Below are 17,483 nucleotides of genomic sequence, written 5' to 3'. Positions count from 1 at the left end.
CCCCACCGCTAGGCGTCGACCCGCTCGCGCTCGGCGGGCGCCGGCCGCCGAGGGGAACCCCCGGCCCGCTCCCGCTCCCTGGCGGCCCGCCCCGCGTCCGGGCGGAACGCCCACTCCATCCGGGGCTCCATCGAGAACCGCAGAACCCGCCGCACCGGCCGGGTGCAGAGCAGCGTGACACCGACCACCGCCAGCGCTGTGACAAAGATCTCGCCGAACGGCCGGTGCAGCCACGCCGGGTCGAACAACCCGGCCTGATCGGCGCCCTTGACGACGAAACCGTGCAGCAGATAGCCGTACAGGGTGCCCGCGCCCAGCGCGGTGAACCAGGTGCGGCGGCCCGGCACCCAGGCGAAGAAGCACGCGGTCAGCAGCAGCGAGCAGACGAACAGGGCGAGCACCATCACCGGCCCGGTCCACCAGGGCGCGCCCAACTCCGCGGCGGAGTCGCGGTGGTAGAACCACCCGGTCTCCATCCGGGGCACCGACCACCAGCCCACCGCGACCGCGAGGGCGAACACCGGGACCGACGCGATCCGTACCGAGGTCCGCCGCACCCACTGGAAGTGCTCCGGCCGCATACCCAGCCCGAGCACGAAGAACGGCAGGAACTGCAACACCCGCTGAAGGTCCAGATCGTCACCGATTTCGGGGGAGAGGGTGGCGACCGTCGCGATGGCCAGAGCCACCGGCAGCGGATACCGAATCATCTTCCAGATCGGTGTGGTGAGCCGCCAGACGAACAACGCGCAGAGGAACCAGGTCAGATACCAGGGATCCAGCAGACTGATCTCCGCGGTCGGATCCTTTTCGACATACCGGCGGAATGCCCAATAGGCGGTCTCGAAGAGGATGTAGGGCACCGCGACACCGGTGATCAGGCGCTTGAGCCGGTCGGGCCGCATGTCGAAACTGCGCGAGAAGTAGCCGGAGATGACGATGAACGCCGGCATGTGGAACGCGTACACCGCCCGGTACAGACCCTCCAGCACCCGGCTGTCGCCCTTCAGGGGTTCCCAGGTGTGGCCGACCGCGACCAGGACGATGGCGAGATATTTGGCGTTGTCGAAGAATGCGTCCCGCTGCTTGCTCATCGGGGCACCCTAGTGGCGGGCGGAGTTTGTGCAAAACCACAGTGGCGCTCTTCGTATCACTATTCGAAATGTCCACTTCTCTGCTGTTCTAAAGACCTGTGAATTGCTGTGAACACAGTGTGTGGACATGGAAACGATTGTGCCGAATTCCCAGTTCAGGGCAGGTTGCCCGACGGGGCACGATCATCCTTGTGTGACCGACGTTGCGTCACGCCCCGCATACCGGAGCCGGGTTGGTGGCACCATGGTTCTGGCGGGGATGCGCGGTCGCACTCCCGGCCGGGAGAGCGGACCGACCGAGGGTGTGATCAGTTGTGGCCATTTCACTGTCCGTTGTGCTGCTGTTGGCGATCATCCTGGTGGTGTTGATCCGGGGCGGCTCGCTCAAGGCGGGACCGGCCATCGTGGCGGTCCTCTTCGGCTTCTTCCTGGCCTCGACCGGGATGGCCCCCTCGATCAACCGGTTTATGAACTCGATAGCGGAGACCATCAACTCGATCAGCTTCTGATCGGCACCCGATCGGCTTCCGACACCAGCCGTCACTCCGGTTACGCTCGTCCTCGTCCGCGGGCGGACGACGCGAAACGGGGGACGGCACGGGGATGGCGCTGCGCGACTCCGATCCGGCCGAGGTCGGCGGCTACCGGATCGAGGACCGGCTGGGCTCCGGCGGCATGGGCGTGGTCTATCTCGCCCGCTCCGCCTCGGGCCGCCGTCTCGCCCTGAAGATCGTGCACGACCAGTACGCGGACGACGACGAGTTCCGAGGTCGCTTCCGCCGCGAGGTGGCCGCCGCCCGCCGGGTCAGCGGCGCCTTCACCGCCCCGGTCGTCGACGCCGACGCCGATGCCGACCGCCCCTGGATGGCCACCCTCTACATCCCCGGCCCCACCCTCGCCGCCCATGTCCGCGACCACGGCCCGCTGCCCCTGCCCGCGCTGCGCGACCTCGCCGCCGGACTCGCCGAGGCGCTGCGGGACATCCATCGCGCCGGTGTCGTGCACCGCGACCTCAAACCGGCCAATGTGATGCTCGCCGAGGACGGCCCCCGCGTCATCGACTTCGGCATCTCCCGCGCCGCCGAGTCCGCCGCCGAGGCCCTCACCCAGACCGGCCGCGTCCTGGGCACCCCGCCCTTCATGTCCCCGGAGCAGTTCGCCGCCCCGCAGCGGGTCGGCGCCGCCACCGATGTCTTCTCCCTCGGCGCGGTCCTCACCTACGCCGCCACCGGCAGGGGCCCCTTCGACAGCGACAGCCCCTACGAGACGGCCGTCCGGGTGGTCGAGGGCCGCCCGGAACTGGACGCCGTACCCGCCGAATTGACCCCCTTCGTACAGCGCTGCCTGGAGAAGGACCCGGCGACCCGCCCCACCGCGGCCGACCTGGTCGCCGGACTCCACGAAACGGCCCTGCTCACCGCCCTCACCACCACCCCCGCCACCCCTGCCCCGACCCCCCTGCGCCCCCGCCCCACCCGGGCCGCCGACACGCAATGGGAGGCCGCCCACTGGGAGGCCGCCCACTGGAACGGCACCCCCCGGGACGACATAAACCGCCCAAACGCCGGCAGCCCCCCACCGACGCCACCCCCCGAGACCAGGCCCCCGACCCCGGAGAACGAACCCCCGGCCCCCCAGACCAAGCCCCCGACCCCGGAAGGCAGCCCCCCGTCCCCCCGCCCCCGCCCCCACCGCCTGGTCCTGGCCGCCGGGGCCGGAGCCGTCGCCCTGGCCGCCCTCGCCACCACCCTCCTCACCCTCGCCCCCGGCGGGGGAAGCGCCCCCACCGGCTCCGGCACCGGCTCCTCCGCCACCCCGGCGGCCGGTGACCTCCCCGACGGCTGGCGCCCCTGGGCGGCCACCGCCGACGGCGGCGAGCGGGACTCCCGTACCGCCTTCCGCGGCTGTGCCCGCGCCGGGGACTCCCTGGTGTGCGCGGGCGCCGATCTGACGGCGGCCGGATTCGCCCTGGCGGACGGCGGCCGGACCTGGCAGCGCCCGGTCGACCCGGACCCGGTGACCCGGGGCGCGGGCGGCGAGGGCGCGGTCATCGGCACCCGCGACGGCACGGTCTTCGGCTACGGCGCCGACGAGACCGGCACCGAGGACGACATGGTCGTCCGCTACAGCGTCCAGGCCCTGGCCGCCGACACCGGCGAGGTGATCTGGCGCACCGGCACCGGCACCGGCCCGCTGGCGTTCTCCCCCGACACCGAACAGGGCGGATCCGTCGCCGTCGACCAGGGCGTGATCGTCCGCTACGGCGACAGCGGCGAGGCGTACGCCCTGCTGGACGCCGAGGACGGCTCGGTGCGCTGGGAGAGCGCCTGGCCGAGGCCCGTGGACGACCCCGGCGTCCCCGGCGTCGGCGACACCTGCGCCCTGCGCGGCGCGGCCGGGCACGCGTACCTGCTCTGCACGACCGGCCGGATGGCCGACGGCGACGCCCGCACCCACCTCTACCTGCTCGACCCGGCCACCGGAGAACCCCGCTGGACCAGCGCGGCCGACGGCCTCCTGACCCCGCTGGGCGAGACCGGCGGCCGACTGGTGGCCGTCGCACAACAGGGCGAGCGCAGGCAACTGCTCCTCGCCGACATCGCCACCGGAGAGATCGCCACGGCCCCGCTGGCCCTCCCCCCGGCCGGCATCTCCCAGGGCACGGTCCATCTCGCCAGGGACACCCTCTACATCGTGCTGCCCGGCGGCACCGTCCGCGCCCACACGGCCACCACCGGCCGGAAGAAGTGGGAGAGCGACTCCACCGTCGAGCAGCCGGGCCCGCCGGCCGCCTCCGCCACCCACCTCTATCTGGCGTCCCCGAGCGGCCGGGTCGCCGCCCTCGATCTGCGCACCGGAGCCGTCGACGGCACGGCCCCCGCCCGCGACGACGCAGCCGTCGCCACCGACCGCGACCGCGGCGGCGCCCCGCCCCTGCTGATCGGCGACGCCCTCTATGTGCCCTACGGGGTCCGCTCCGTCTACACGGTCGACATCCGCGACCTGTGACCCCCCTCGGGCCCCCCTTGGCCCCCCGGTGGCCCCCCATGCGCCCGTACATGCCTCGGGGCCGGTCACGACGCGTTGCGCGTGACCGGCCCCGGGCCGGGAAGAGCGGGCGACGGGAATCGAACCCGCGTAGCTAGTTTGGAAGACTAGGGCTCTACCATTGAGCTACGCCCGCACATCTGTGCCGCAGGTCCGAGGACCGCGGCACCTGAAGCATCGTAGCGGGTCACACCCCCCGGCCGCACACCGCTTGTGCGCCCCCGGCGGCCGGAGCCGGGCCGCGGGGAGGACACCCCGTATATGCGGCGGTCGCACCGCCTGCGGGCATGTACCCTACGTGTCGCACCTGACGGGGTGTGGCGCAGCTTGGTAGCGCGTCCGCTTTGGGAGCGGAAGGCCGTGGGTTCAAATCCCGCCACCCCGACCACAGAGATATGGATCCAGGGGATTCAGCGGATCCGGTGGATCCAGTGGATCCGGACCACACAGATCCAGCGGATCCGGACCACAAAGGTCCAGTGGATCTGAACCACACAGGTCCCGCGGATCGCGTCCCGTGATCGCCTTTTGGGGCGTTCGGCGCCTGCGGTTACTATGCAAGCTGCGCGCCCGTGTCTCTCCTCACCGAAGTCTCCGGGCGGCGAACGTGTCGGACCTGTCTGGCTCCGGCAGAATCCAAGAAGTCAGCCACAAGGAGACCGAACCGTGAAGAGCGCCGTTGAGAACCTGAACCCGACCCGGGTTCGGCTCACTGTCGAGGTGCCCTTCGAGGAGCTCAAGGACAGCCTCGACGCGGCGTACAAGAAGATCAACCAGCAGGTCACGGTGAAGGGCTTCCGCAAGGGCAAGATCCCGGCCCGGGTCATCGACCAGCGGTTCGGCCGCGGCGCCGTGCTGGAGGAGGCCGTCAACGACGCGCTGCCGAAGTTCTACACGGAGGCGGTCAACGAGGCCGAGCTGAACGTCCTGGGCCAGCCCGAGGTCGACATCAAGGAGCTGAAGGACAACGAGCTGCTGTCCTTCACCGCCGAGGTCGACATCCGCCCGGCCATCGAGATCCCGGACTACTCCGGTATCGAGGTCGAGGTCGACGCGGTCGAGGTCACCGACGAGGACATCGACACCTCCGTGCAGCAGCTCCGCGAGCGCTTCGCGTCCACCTCCCCGGTGGAGCGCGCCGCCGAGGACGGCGACGTCGTCACCATCGACCTGGAGGCCAAGGTCGAGGGCGAGATCCTGGAGGACGGCATCGCCTCCGGCGTCTCCTACACCATCGGCTCCGGTGAGCTGCTGGAGGGCATCGACGACGCCGTGAAGGGCCTGGAGGCCGGTGGCGAGGCCACCTTCACCTCCGAGCTGAAGGGCGGCTCGGCGGCCGGCAAGGAGGCCGAGGTCACCGTCAAGGTCACCCAGGTCGCCGCCCGTGAACTGCCCGAGCTGGACGACGAGTTCGCGCAGCTCGCCTCCGAGTTCGACACCCTGGACGAGCTGAGGGCCGACAGCCGCAAGCGGCTGGAGAACATGAAGCAGTTCGACCAGGCCACCCAGGCCCAGGAGCGGGTCCTGGAGAAGCTCCTCGACCTGGTCGAGATCCCCGTCCCCGAGAAGCTCCTCGAGGACGAGGTCAACACCCGCAAGCACAACCTGGAGCACCACCAGCTCGGCCAGATGGGCCTCACCCTCGACAAGTACCTGGAGCTCCAGGGCAAGACCGCCGAGGAGTTCGAGACCGAGACCCACGAGGCCGCGGTCAAGGGCATCAAGACCCAGTTCGTCCTGGACGAGCTGGTCAAGACCGAGAAGCTCAATGTCAACCAGGACGAGCTGACCGAGCACCTGATGCGCCGCGCCGCCTCCTCCGGCATGTCCCCGGACCAGTTCGCGCAGGCCGTCGTGGAGCAGGGCCAGGTCCCGCTGCTGGTCGGCGAGGTCGCCCGCGGCAAGGCCCTCGCGGTGGTCGTCGAGGCCGCCACGGTCAAGGACACCAACGGCGAGATCATCGACCTCGACGACGAGGACGACGAGAACGCGGACACCACCGAGGCAGCCACGGAGACGGTCGCCGAGGTCACGGAGGGTGAGCAGGAGACCGCCGAGGACGCCGACAAGTCGTAGTCGACAGCAAGAGGGCCCTGGACGAGCAGAACGTCCGGGGCCTTCTTCGTCTGGCGCCCCGGACCCGCCCCTGAAGGGGCGCGGGACGTATCGGCATACGGCTCCGCCGCGCGGGCGCGACCAGCCCCCACGCCCCGCACCCGCCCGAGCACCCTCACCCCCCTCCGCCCTGGACGTCCCCACCCCCCCGGCGCGACTACGCCCCCGGCGAACACCTCCAATTCCGGGATTCCCCCGGAGGAGCACCGCGTTAGGGTCCATGAATACGTCCATGAATACGGCGAACGTAAGACGGCCCGGTGCCGTCGCAAGACGAGCAGGTGGATACGTGACGAATCTGATGCCCTCCGCCGCCGGCGAGCCTTCCATCGGTGGTGGTCTCGGCGACCAGGTCTACAACCGGCTGCTCAACGAGCGGATCATCTTCCTCGGCCAGCCGGTGGACGACGACATCGCCAACAAGATCACCGCACAGTTGCTGCTCCTTGCCGCCGACCCCGACAAGGACATCTACCTCTACATCAACAGCCCCGGCGGCTCGATCACGGCCGGTATGGCGATCTACGACACCATGCAGTTCATCAAGAACGACGTGGTGACCATCGCCATGGGTCTCGCGGCCTCCATGGGACAGTTCCTGCTCAGCGCGGGCACCCCCGGCAAGCGCTTCGCGCTGCCGAACGCCGAGATCCTGATCCACCAGCCCTCCGCCGGTCTCGCCGGTTCGGCCTCGGACATCAAGATCCACGCCGAGCGGCTGCTGCACACCAAGAAGCGCATGGCCGAGCTGACCAGTCAGCACACCGGCCAGAGCGTCGAGCAGATCACCCGCGACTCCGACCGCGACCGCTGGTTCGACGCCTTCGAGGCCAAGGAGTACGGCCTCATCGACGATGTCATCCCCACGGCCGCCGGTATGCCGGGCGGTGGCGGCACGGGCGCCTGAGGCACCCGAGCGCAGCCCCAGCCGACCGCCACAGCTCCTAGGAGAGAGACAGTGAACGATTTCCCCGGCAGCGGCCTCTACGACCGTACGCGCGCCGAGTACAGCGGCCCGGTCGCCGAGTCCCGCTATGTCATCCCGCGCTTCGTCGAGCGCACCTCCCAGGGCATCCGCGAGTACGACCCGTACGCGAAGCTCTTCGAGGAGCGGGTGATCTTCCTCGGGGTGCAGATCGACGACGCCTCCGCCAACGACGTCATGGCGCAGCTCCTGTGCCTGGAGTCGATGGACCCGGACCGCGACATCTCGGTCTACATCAACAGCCCCGGTGGCTCCTTCACCGCGCTGACCGCGATCTACGACACCATGCAGTTCGTGAAGCCCGACATCCAGACGGTCTGCATGGGCCAGGCGGCCTCCGCCGCGGCGATCCTGCTCGCGGCCGGCAGCGAGGGCAAGCGGATGGCCCTGCCGAACGCGCGGGTGCTGATCCACCAGCCCTACAGCGAGACGGGCCGCGGTCAGGTCTCGGACCTGGAGATCGCCGCGAACGAGATCCTGCGGATGCGCGCGCAACTGGAGGAGATGCTGGCCAAGCACTCCACCACGCCGATCGAGCAGATCCGCGAGGACATCGAGCGCGACAAGATCCTCACGGCCGAGGACGCCCTGGCCTACGGCCTGATCGACCAGATCATCTCGACCCGCAAGATGAACAACGCCTCCGTGCGCTGACACGGACGGCGCACCCCGGGCCGAGCGCGACCGGCGCCCGGGGGAGTATCGTCTGCCGCCCCTTGGCATGGTTCGCCCCGGTGCCCGACTCGGTGCACGTCAAAGTGAACCGCGCCAAGGGGGGCCCGAACGGGGGGCCCGGCAAGGTACCGTCGACATAAGGCAGCACCAGGAGCCGCTGTACCCGGAAGGGTCCAGGCAGCTCCCAGGCGAAGGGGAAGCACACCGTGGCACGCATCGGTGACGGCGGCGATCTGCTCAAGTGCTCGTTCTGCGGCAAGAGCCAGAAGCAGGTCAAGAAGCTCATCGCAGGCCCCGGTGTGTACATCTGCGACGAGTGCATCGATCTCTGCAACGAGATCATCGAGGAAGAGCTGGCCGAGACCAGCGAGGTGCGCTGGGAGGAACTGCCCAAGCCGCGCGAGATCTACGAGTTCCTGGAGGGATACGTCGTAGGTCAGGAACCGGCCAAGAAGGCGCTCTCCGTCGCGGTGTACAACCACTACAAGCGCGTCCAGGCCGGTGAGAACGGCGGCGCCCAGGGACGGGACGACGCCATCGAGCTGGCCAAGTCCAACATCCTGCTGCTGGGCCCCACCGGCTCCGGCAAGACCCTCCTCGCCCAGACCCTGGCCCGGATGCTGAACGTACCGTTCGCCATCGCCGACGCCACGGCGCTGACCGAGGCGGGCTATGTGGGCGAGGACGTGGAGAACATCCTGCTCAAGCTGATCCAGGCGGCCGACTACGACGTCAAGAAGGCCGAGACCGGGATCATCTACATCGATGAGATCGACAAGGTCGCGCGGAAGAGTGAAAACCCGTCGATCACACGGGATGTCAGCGGCGAGGGCGTGCAGCAGGCCCTGCTGAAGATCCTGGAGGGCACCACCGCGTCCGTTCCGCCGCAGGGCGGACGCAAGCACCCCCACCAGGAGTTCATCCAGATCGACACCACGAATGTGCTGTTCATCGTGGGCGGTGCCTTCGCGGGCCTGGAGAAGATCATCGAGTCCCGGGCGGGCGCCAAGGGCATCGGCTTCGGCGCCACCATCCGCTCCAAGCGGGAGCTGGAGGCCAAGGACCAGTTCGAGAACGTGATGCCGGAGGACCTGGTCAAGTTCGGCATGATCCCCGAGTTCATCGGCCGTCTCCCGGTCATCACCTCGGTGCACAACCTGGACCGCGAGGCGCTCCTCCAGATCCTGGTCGAGCCGCGCAACGCGCTGGTGAAGCAGTACCAGCGCCTCTTCGAACTCGACGGTGTGGAGCTGGACTTCGAGCGCGAGGCCCTCGAAGCCATCGCCGACCAGGCCATCCTCCGCCAGACCGGCGCCCGCGGCCTGCGCGCCATCATGGAGGAGGTCCTCCAGGCGGTCATGTACGAGGTCCCGTCCCGCAAGGATGTGGCCCGGGTCGTCATCACCGCCGATGTCGTCCTCTCCAACGTCAACCCGACCCTGATCCCGAGGGATTCGCGGGGCCGCGGTCCCGGGGAGCAGAAGTCGGCCTGACCGACGGCACGGTACGCGGCACAAGGGAAGGGCCCCGGTCGAGGTGACCGGGGCCCTTCCCGTTGCTTCGAACCGCGTCACTTCTTGACGCGGACCTCCTTGCGGAGGTCGGCCGCCAGCTTCGCGGCCTCGTCCAGGGTGTACGTCTTGGTACCGGCGGTCGGCTCGACCACGCCCATGGTGCTGTAGTCGGCCCAGATGCAGAGATAGGTGTTCTGCTTCTCCCCGGTGAGCACGCTCGGCGACTCCACCTGCTGGCACTTCATCACCGCGCCGTCCAGGCTGGCCGGTTCGACGGACTTGGCCTCGCCGACGAACGTGATGTCCTCGCCGCCCGACTCCTTCTTCATCTCCGCGAAGGTGGAGTCGAGCGTGGCCTGCGGGTCTTTCACCTTGCCGTACACACCGAAGTAGGTGAGGTTCTCGGCGTCGCCCATCTCGGTCGGGTCCTCGATGGATTCGAGGTCCGCGGTCGAGTAGACGGCGCCGACCGAGGTGGGGTCGGTGATTCCGGCCTTCTCCAGGTCCTTGGCGTCGCTCGCGCTCGCCTCCTCCTCGGTGGGCTCACCGAAGCGGTCGTACTGGTCGAGGACCGTCGCCGGGGCGCTCAGCTTGTGCGGGCCGTCGTCCTCGATGCCGCCCGCCCCGCCCGAGCCGCCGCCGATGACGAAGTACGCGCCGACGCCGATCGCCGCGACCACCGCGACCGCGCCGATGATCAGACCCGTCTTCTTCTTGCCGCCGCCGGGAGCCGGGGGCTGGGGCCCGCCGTACGGGGGCTGGCCGGGGGGCTGCTGGCCGTACGGGTTCGGCTGCTGGCCGTAGGGGCCGGGCTGCTGGGGGGTGCCGGGCTGCTGCGGGTAGCCGTAACCGGGCTGGCCCTGCGGCGGTGCGGGCGGCTGCTGGGGGTAGCCGTAGCCGGGCTGCGGTGCCTGCGGCGGCTGGCCATAGGGGCCCGGCTGACCGTAGGGGCCCGGCTGGCCGTGCGGTCCGGGCTGCTGGGGCGGCCCGCCGTACGGGCCCGGCTGGTTGTAGCTCATTTCTAGGTTCCCCCTGTGGCTGCTTATGTGTTCCTGACATCCTGGACCAGGCACCGGATTCGCAGGCCATCGGGGTCCCCACCGTTACAAAGCAATCGCGTTTCGGGACGGGCCCGTGACACCCCTAAACTGGGCCCGTGACCGAGAACGCTCAGCAGCAGCCCACAGCGCCCCACATCGAACTGCCGACCCAGTACGCGCCGGCCGACGTAGAGGGCCCGCTGTACGAGCGCTGGGTGGAACGCGGTTACTTCGAGGCCGACGCGCAGAGCGACAAGCCGCCGTACACCATCGTCATCCCGCCGCCCAACGTCACCGGCTCGCTCCATCTGGGGCACGCCTTCGAGCACACCCTCATCGACGCCCTCACCCGCCGCAAGCGGATGCAGGGCTTCGAGACGCTCTGGCAGCCCGGCATGGACCACGCCGGCATCGCCACCCAGAACGTCGTCGAGCGCGAACTCGGCAAGGAGGGCAAGTCCCGGCACGACCTGGGCCGGGAGGCGTTCGTCGAGCGGGTCTGGCAGTGGAAGGGCGAGTCCGGCGGCCAGATCTCCGGCCAGATGCGCCGCCTCGGCGACGGCGTCGCCTGGAACCGCGAGCGGTTCACCATGGACGAGGGCCTGTCCCGCGCCGTCCAGACCATCTTCAAGCGGCTCTACGACGACGAGCTGATCTACCGCGCGGAGCGCATCATCAACTGGTGCCCGCGCTGTCTCACCGCGATCTCCGACATCGAGGTCGAGTACCAGGACGACGACGGCGAACTCGTCTCCATGCAGTACGGCGAGGGCGAGGACACCATCGTCGTCGCCACCACCCGCGCCGAGACCATGCTCGGGGACACCGCGGTCGCCGTGCACCCCACCGACGAGCGGTACGCGCACCTGATCGGGAAGCTGATCCGCCTCCCCCTCACCGACCGCTCCATCCCGGTCGTTGCCGACGAGCACGTCGACCCGGAGTTCGGCACGGGCGCCGTCAAGGTCACCCCGGCCCACGACCCCAACGACTTCGAGATCGGCCGCCGCCACGACCTGCCCGCCATCACCGTGATGGACGAGCACGCCGTGATCACCGTCCCCGGCCCCTTCCAGGGCCTGGACCGGCTGGAGGCCCGCTCCGCCATCGTCGCCGCGCTGCGCGCCGAGGGCCGGATCGTCGCCGAGAAGCGCCCCTACGTCCACTCCGTCGGGCACTGCTCGCGCTGCAAGACCACCATCGAGCCGCGGCTCTCCCTCCAGTGGTGGGTCAAGGTCGGCCCGCTGGCCCGGGCCGCCGGTGACGCGGTCCGTGACGGCCGGGTCGCGATCCACCCCCAGGAGATGGAGAAGCGGTACTTCGACTGGGTCGACAACCTCCACGACTGGACCATCTCCCGCCAGCTCTGGTGGGGCCACCGCATCCCGGTCTGGTACGGCCCGGACGGCGAGGTCGTCTGCGTCGGCCCCGACGACGAGCCGCCCACCGGCGAGGGCTGGCGCCAGGACACCGACGTCCTGGACACCTGGTTCTCGTCCGGCCTGTGGCCCTTCTCCACCCTGGGCTGGCCCGAACGGACCGAGTCGCTCGCGAAGTTCTACCCGAACTCCGTCCTGGTCACCGGCTACGACATCCTCTTCTTCTGGGTCGCCCGGATGATGATGTTCGGCCTCTACGCGATGGACGGCACCCCGCCCTTCCACACCATCGCCCTGCACGGCATGGTCCGCGACCAGTTCGGCAAGAAGATGTCCAAGTCCTTCGGCAACGCGGTCAACCCGCTGGACTGGATGGACAAGTACGGCTCCGACGCCCTGCGCTTCACCCTCGCCCGCGGCGCCAACCCGGGCGTCGACGTCCCGATCGGCGAGGACTGGGTCCAGGGCTCGCGCAACTTCGCCAACAAGATCTGGAACGCCACCCGCTTCGCCCTGATGAACGGCGCGACGGTGGAGGGCCCGCTGCCGGACCCGTCCCGGATGTCCGCCACCGACCGCTGGATCCTCTCCCGCCTCAACGCGGTCGTCTCCGAGGTCGACGCCCTCTACGACGACTTCCAGTTCGCCAAGCTCTCCGACGCCCTGTTCCACTTCGCCTGGGACGAGGTCTTCGACTGGTACGTCGAGCTGTCCAAGACGACGTTCCAGGCGGGCGGCGAGCCGGCCGAGGTGTCGAAGCGCGTCCTCGGCGAGGTCCTGGACGTCACCCTGCGGCTGCTCCACCCGGTCGTCCCCTTCGTCACCGAGACCCTGTGGACGACCCTCACGGGCGGCGAGTCGGTCGTCATCGCCGACTGGCCGGCCGACAGCGGGTTCCGGGACGCCGCCGCCGAGCGCGAGATCGAGTCGCTCCAGTCCGTCATCACCGAGGTCCGGCGCTTCCGCGCCGACCAGGGCCTCCAGCCCGGCCAGCGCGTCCCGGCCCGGCTGACCCTGGACGGTACGGCGCTGGCCCCGCACGAGGCCGCCATCCGCCAGCTCCTCCGGCTCCAGCCCGAGGGCGGCGACTTCTCGGCGACGGCGACCCTCCCGGTGGCCGGCGCCTCGGTCGCCCTCGACCTCTCCGGCACGATCGACGTGGCGGCGGAGCGCAAGCGCCTCACCAAGGATCTCGCCGCCGCCGAGAAGGAGAAGGCCCAGGCCACGGGCAAGCTCGGCAACGAGGCGTTCCTCGCGAAGGCCCCCGACCAGGTGGTGGACAAGATCCGGACCCGCCTGTCGAAGGCGGAGGCGGACATCACCCGCATCACGGCCCAGCTCGCGGGCCTGCCGGAGGCGTAGGGCACGGGTGGCCGGGGGGCTTTGGGAGCACGGGTGACTGGAGGGCATTTAGGGGCGCTGGGGGTACCCCCTCTGGGGGAGGAACTGCGCGCCCAGCCACAGGAGACCCGCACCTACCCACCCGGCCCAGCCACCCCCCCCTCACCCCCCACCCCACCACCCCCGCCCCTCAAGCCCCCCGCCTTAGACTGACCCCGTGAGTGACAGCCACAGCGACGACCCGTTCGACGACATCGTCGGCGAAGAGACCGACCGCGACCCCGACCTCGCCGTGATCGAAGCGGGCAGCCGCACGCTCCGGACCCAGGGCGGCGCCCAGGCACACGCCGGTGTACCGGCCCGCCCCGAGGACCCGGAGGTCGACGCCGCGCTGCGCGAGGTCGAGGCCGAGCTGGCCACCCGCTGGGGCGAGACCAAGCTGGAGCCCTCGGTCACCCGGATCGCCGCCCTGATGGACGTCCTCGGCGAGCCGCAGCGCACCTACCCCTCGCTGCACATCACCGGCACCAACGGCAAGACCTCCACCGCCCGCATGATCGAGGCCCTGCTCGGCGCCTTCGAGCTGCGCACGGGCCGGTACACCTCCCCCCACGTCCAGTCGGTCACCGAGCGGATCAGCCTCGACGGCGCCCCGATCTCCGCCGAGCGCTTCATCGAGACGTACCGGGACATCAAGCCGTACGTCGAGATGGTCGACACCGCCCAGGACTACCGGCTGTCGTTCTTCGAGGTGCTCACCGGCATGGCCTACGCCGCCTTCGCCGACGCGCCCGTCGATGTCGCGGTGGTCGAGGTCGGCATGGGCGGCACCTGGGACGCGACGAATGTGATCGACGGGGACGTGGCCGTCGTCACCCCCATCGATCTCGACCACACCGACCGGCTCGGCTCCACGCCCGGTGAGATCGCGGCGGAGAAGTCCGGGATCATCAAGCCGGACGCCACCGTGATCATGGCCCAGCAGCCGGTGGACGCGGCGCAGGTGCTGCTGAAGAAGGCCGTCGAGGTCGATGCCACGGTGGCGCGCGAGGGCCTGGAGTTCGGGGTCGTCGAGCGGAGCGTCGCCGTCGGCGGGCAGCTCGTCACCCTGCGCGGGCTCGGCGGCGAGTACCCCGAGCTGTACCTCCCGCTGCACGGCGCCCACCAGGCGCACAACGCGGCCGTGGCGCTCGCCGCCGTCGAGGCGTTCTTCGGCGTCGGCGCCCTGCGCTCCGACCCGCTCGACCTGGACACGGTCCGCAAGGCGTTCGCCTCGGTGGCCTCGCCGGGCCGCCTGGAGGTCGTCCGGCGCTCGCCCACCGTCGTGCTGGACGCGGCGCACAACCCGGCGGGCGCGCGGGCGGTCGCCGCGGCGGTGGGGGAGGCGTTCCAGTTCACCCGGCTGATCGGGGTGGTGGGCGCGAGCGCCGACAAGAACGTACGGGGGTTGCTGGAGGCGCTGGAGCCGGTCTTCGCGGAGATCGTCGTCACCCAGAACTCCAGTCATCGCGCGATGGACGCCGATGAGCTGGCGGCGGTCGCGGTGGAGGTGTTCGGCGAGGAGCGGGTGCAGGTCGAGCCGCGGCTGCCGGACGCGCTGGAGGCCGCGATCACGCTGGCCGAGGAGGAGGGTGAGTTCACGGGCGGCGGGGTGCTGGTCACCGGGTCCGTGATCACCGTGGGAGAGGCCCGGCTGCTGCTGGGGAAGGGCTGAGTCGGTAAGTCATGCGTACGCTCACGTCGTCGACCCTGATCGGCGAGATCTTCATCATCGGTTTCGCCGGGCTGGTCGCCATGAAGGACCCGGACCTGTCCACCCAGACGGTGTGGACGGTGTGCGGGATCGCCATGTTCGCCTCGCTGGTGCTGTGCGGGCTGGTCACCCGGCCCGGGGGCATCGCGCTGGGCTGGGCGCTCCAGGGGGCGCTGATCCTGGCCGGGTTCGTGGTGCCGCTGATGTTCTTCCTGGGGGCGATGTTCGCCGGCCTGTGGTGGGCGTCGGTGCACTACGGGCGGAAGATCGACGAGGCCAAGGCCCGCTTCGCGGCACAGGGCGGCGGACCGGCCGGGCCCTCGCCTGACGCTGCGTGAGGACCGCTCGGGGCAGCCCTGTAGCCTCGTCCCACCGCACGCACACCGTCAGGTAGTAAGAAGGAGTCCTCACGTGACCCAGCGCACCCTCGTCCTGCTCAAGCCCGACGCCGTGCGGCGCGGACTGACCGGCGAGATCATCGGCCGTATCGAGCGCAAGGCCGGCTGGCGGATCACCGCGCTGGAGCTGCGCACGCTGGACCAGGAGACGCTGGAGCAGCACTACGGCGAGCACAAGGGCAAGCCGTTCTACGAGCCGCTGATGGAGTTCATGGCCTCCGGTCCGGTCGTGGCGCTGATCGTGGAGGGCGACCGGGTCATCGAGGGTGTGCGCGCGCTGGCCGGCCCGACCGACCCGATCGCCGCCGCGCCCGGCTCCATCCGCGGTGACTACGGCGTGATCGTGCGCGAGAACCTGATCCACGCGTCCGACTCGGAGGAGTCCGCCGAGCGCGAGGTGAAGATCTTCTTCCCGGGCCGCGGCTGAGGTACCGAGTCCCCCGCCCCCCTCGGCCTCCTTCCGCATCCCTCGCGCCCTCCGCGTCCCCCGCGCCTTCCCGGCGGTGTCGATCCGGGCCGAATTGGCCCATCCGGTGGCGTGCCGTCCGGGGGAGTTTTCGTGGACGTTCCTGACGGGATGTCAATCGGATCACATCGGCCGTGCGTCGACCACGGTGGGGCGGCCGGGCGTTTTCGGCCGCCCTTTGGCATATGCGTGGCGATCGGGGGAACGAATGCCCCCGATGGACCGTCTCCACAAGCGAGACGGGTCGCCATCTGCTGACAATGGCGAAGACCCTCGCGCAGTGTTCGTGCAGGCGCGTCTACGATGGAAGCCTTCACGTCACCGCACCCACCTCGCCTACCTGAAAAGCCCTCAAAGCTCCGTGGGAAGGCCAGACGAATCCTGATGGGGAACTCAATGTCGTTCATCGGCCGTGACATGGCTGTCGACCTCGGGACCGCCAACACGCTGGTGTACGTCAGGGGTCGCGGGATCGTACTCAACGAGCCGTCCGTCGTCGCGATCAACACCAACACCGGTGGAATTCTCGCGGTCGGCGCCGAGGCGAAGAAGATGATCGGACGCACCCCGGGCAACATCGTGGCGGTGCGTCCGCTGAAGGACGGCGTCATCGCCGACTTCGAGATCACCGAGCGGATGCTCCGCTACTTCATCCTGAAGATTCACAAGCGGCGGTATCTCGCCCGGCCGCGGGTCGTCGTCTGTGTGCCCTCGGGCATCACGGGCGTCGAGCGCCGCGCCGTCATCGAGGCGTCGTCCCAGGCCGGCGCCCGCCAGGTGCACATCATCGAGGAGCCCATGGCCGCTGCCATCGGCTCCGGCCTCCCGGTCCACGAGGCCACGGGCAACATGGTGGTGGACATCGGCGGCGGCACCACGGAGGTCGCGGTCATCTCGCTCGGCGGAATCGTCACCGCGCAGTCCATCCGCGTCGCGGGCGACGAACTGGACAACGCGATCATCCAGCACATCAAGAAGGAGTACTCGCTCCTGCTGGGTGAGCGCACGGCCGAGCAGATCAAGATCACGATCGGCTCCGCCTACGACCTCGACGCCGACGAGCACACCGAGATCCGCGGCCGGGACCTGGTGTCCGGACTGCCCAAGACGGTCGTCATCTCCGCCGCCGAGGTCCGCAAGGCGATCGAGGAGCCGGTCAACGCGATCGTGGACGCCGTGAAGACCACGCTCGACAAATGCCCGCCGGAGCTGTCCGGCGACATCATGGACCGCGGAATCGTTCTCACCGGCGGCGGAGCGCTGCTGCGCGGACTCGACGAACGGCTGCGCCGGGAGACCGGAATGCCGATCCACATCGCCGAGGACCCGCTCGACAGCGTCGCGCTCGGCTCCGGAAAGTGCGTCGAGGAGTTCGAGGCGCTCCAGCAGGTGCTGGACGCCCAGCCGCGCAGATGACATAACTCCTCGATTCCGCCGTACGAGACGATCCCCTCTCGTACGGCGGATCGTTGATTAACCGGCATAAGCTCCCTCCAGCTATCCGCTCCATACGCTCCACCCGCTCCCCCCGTTTCCTCCGATTCCTCCGTTTCCGTATCCACTCCGTATCCATCCCGTATCCGGCTCAGTCGCCGCATCCGCATCCGACTCCGCTGCCGACTCGGCCGCTGTTCCGTGTTCCGTATCCGATCCGTAGCTGTTCCGTTTCTGTTCC

The 17,483-nt window shown here is 69.8% G+C and carries 13 protein-coding genes and 2 tRNA genes; 12 read left to right on the top strand and 3 right to left on the bottom strand.

The annotated features are described in order from the left end of the window. Positions 1 to 8 precede the first annotated feature (8 nt). Entirely contained in the window at positions 9 to 1,094 is a 1,086-nt protein-coding gene (locus AB0O01_RS05365) for an acyltransferase family protein (protein WP_365311102.1), read from the bottom strand. A gap of 314 nt (positions 1,095 to 1,408) precedes the next feature. Between AB0O01_RS05365 and AB0O01_RS05360 the strand changes: the two genes are divergently transcribed. Both AB0O01_RS05360 and AB0O01_RS05355 read left to right on the top strand, forming a co-directional pair. Next, positions 1,409 to 1,603 (top strand): hypothetical protein, encoded by a 195-nt coding sequence (locus AB0O01_RS05360; RefSeq protein WP_215168989.1) that lies wholly within the window; start codon positions 1,409 to 1,411, stop codon positions 1,601 to 1,603. Between the two features lie 94 nt (positions 1,604 to 1,697). Then, the gene (locus AB0O01_RS05355) at positions 1,698 to 4,103 is read left to right on the top strand and encodes a protein kinase (RefSeq protein ID WP_365311101.1); all 2,406 of its coding nucleotides are present in this window, start codon (positions 1,698 to 1,700) and stop codon (positions 4,101 to 4,103) included. Between the two features lie 104 nt (positions 4,104 to 4,207). Here AB0O01_RS05355 and AB0O01_RS05350 read toward each other — a convergent pair. Beyond that, a tRNA-Gly gene (locus tag AB0O01_RS05350) sits at positions 4,208 to 4,278 on the bottom strand. 175 nt (positions 4,279 to 4,453) lie between these two features. Here AB0O01_RS05350 and AB0O01_RS05345 point away from each other — a divergent pair. From AB0O01_RS05345 to clpX, 5 genes are all read left to right on the top strand, one after another. Continuing rightward, a tRNA-Pro gene (locus AB0O01_RS05345) sits at positions 4,454 to 4,530 on the top strand. Positions 4,531 to 4,808: 278 nt separating this feature from the next. Then, positions 4,809 to 6,218 carry a trigger factor gene (gene tig, locus AB0O01_RS05340; protein WP_365311100.1) on the top strand — a complete coding sequence of 470 codons (1,410 nt, stop codon included), beginning with the start codon at positions 4,809 to 4,811 and terminating at the stop codon, positions 6,216 to 6,218. 340 nt (positions 6,219 to 6,558) lie between these two features. Beyond that, on the top strand, positions 6,559 to 7,164 hold the full coding sequence (locus AB0O01_RS05335) for an ATP-dependent Clp protease proteolytic subunit (protein WP_030818448.1): 606 nt from the start codon (positions 6,559 to 6,561) through the stop codon (positions 7,162 to 7,164). Between the two features lie 51 nt (positions 7,165 to 7,215). Then, positions 7,216 to 7,896: an ATP-dependent Clp protease proteolytic subunit gene (locus AB0O01_RS05330; protein ID WP_365311099.1), complete on the top strand. Its 681-nt coding sequence runs from the start codon at positions 7,216 to 7,218 to the stop codon at positions 7,894 to 7,896. A gap of 227 nt (positions 7,897 to 8,123) precedes the next feature. Then, entirely contained in the window at positions 8,124 to 9,410 is a 1,287-nt protein-coding gene (gene clpX / locus AB0O01_RS05325) for an ATP-dependent Clp protease ATP-binding subunit ClpX (RefSeq protein ID WP_365311098.1), read from the top strand. 77 nt (positions 9,411 to 9,487) lie between these two features. On the opposite strand, the gene AB0O01_RS05320 is transcribed toward clpX, so the two are convergent. Next, the gene (locus AB0O01_RS05320) at positions 9,488 to 10,450 is read right to left on the bottom strand and encodes a DUF3824 domain-containing protein (protein ID WP_365311097.1); all 963 of its coding nucleotides are present in this window, start codon (positions 10,448 to 10,450) and stop codon (positions 9,488 to 9,490) included. 137 nt (positions 10,451 to 10,587) lie between these two features. On the opposite strand from AB0O01_RS05320, the gene AB0O01_RS05315 reads away from it, so the two are divergent. From AB0O01_RS05315 to AB0O01_RS05295, 5 genes are all read left to right on the top strand, one after another. Continuing rightward, positions 10,588 to 13,212, top strand: a complete 2,625-nt coding sequence (locus AB0O01_RS05315) for a valine--tRNA ligase (protein WP_365311095.1) — start codon at positions 10,588 to 10,590, stop codon at positions 13,210 to 13,212. A 196-nt stretch (positions 13,213 to 13,408) separates the two neighbouring features. Beyond that, positions 13,409 to 14,905, top strand: coding sequence for a folylpolyglutamate synthase/dihydrofolate synthase family protein (locus tag AB0O01_RS05310; protein WP_365311094.1), 1,497 nt, complete (start codon positions 13,409 to 13,411; stop codon positions 14,903 to 14,905). Positions 14,906 to 14,916: 11 nt separating this feature from the next. After that, positions 14,917 to 15,282 (top strand): DUF4233 domain-containing protein, encoded by a 366-nt coding sequence (locus AB0O01_RS05305; protein WP_365311093.1) that lies wholly within the window; start codon positions 14,917 to 14,919, stop codon positions 15,280 to 15,282. A gap of 73 nt (positions 15,283 to 15,355) precedes the next feature. Continuing rightward, positions 15,356 to 15,769 carry a nucleoside-diphosphate kinase gene (gene ndk / locus AB0O01_RS05300; RefSeq protein ID WP_365311092.1) on the top strand — a complete coding sequence of 138 codons (414 nt, stop codon included), beginning with the start codon at positions 15,356 to 15,358 and terminating at the stop codon, positions 15,767 to 15,769. A gap of 435 nt (positions 15,770 to 16,204) precedes the next feature. Then, a complete protein-coding gene (locus AB0O01_RS05295) occupies positions 16,205 to 17,224 on the top strand; it encodes a rod shape-determining protein (protein WP_004931372.1) in 1,020 nt (339 codons plus the stop codon). Positions 17,225 to 17,483 lie beyond the last annotated feature (259 nt).

Origin of the sequence: Streptomyces sp. NPDC093252 (assembly GCF_040683675.1) — a bacterium.
Taxonomy (GTDB): domain Bacteria; phylum Actinomycetota; class Actinomycetes; order Streptomycetales; family Streptomycetaceae; genus Streptomyces.
Note: the sequence above shows the minus strand (reverse complement) of the source record. Positions and strands in the feature narration are given on the sequence as shown.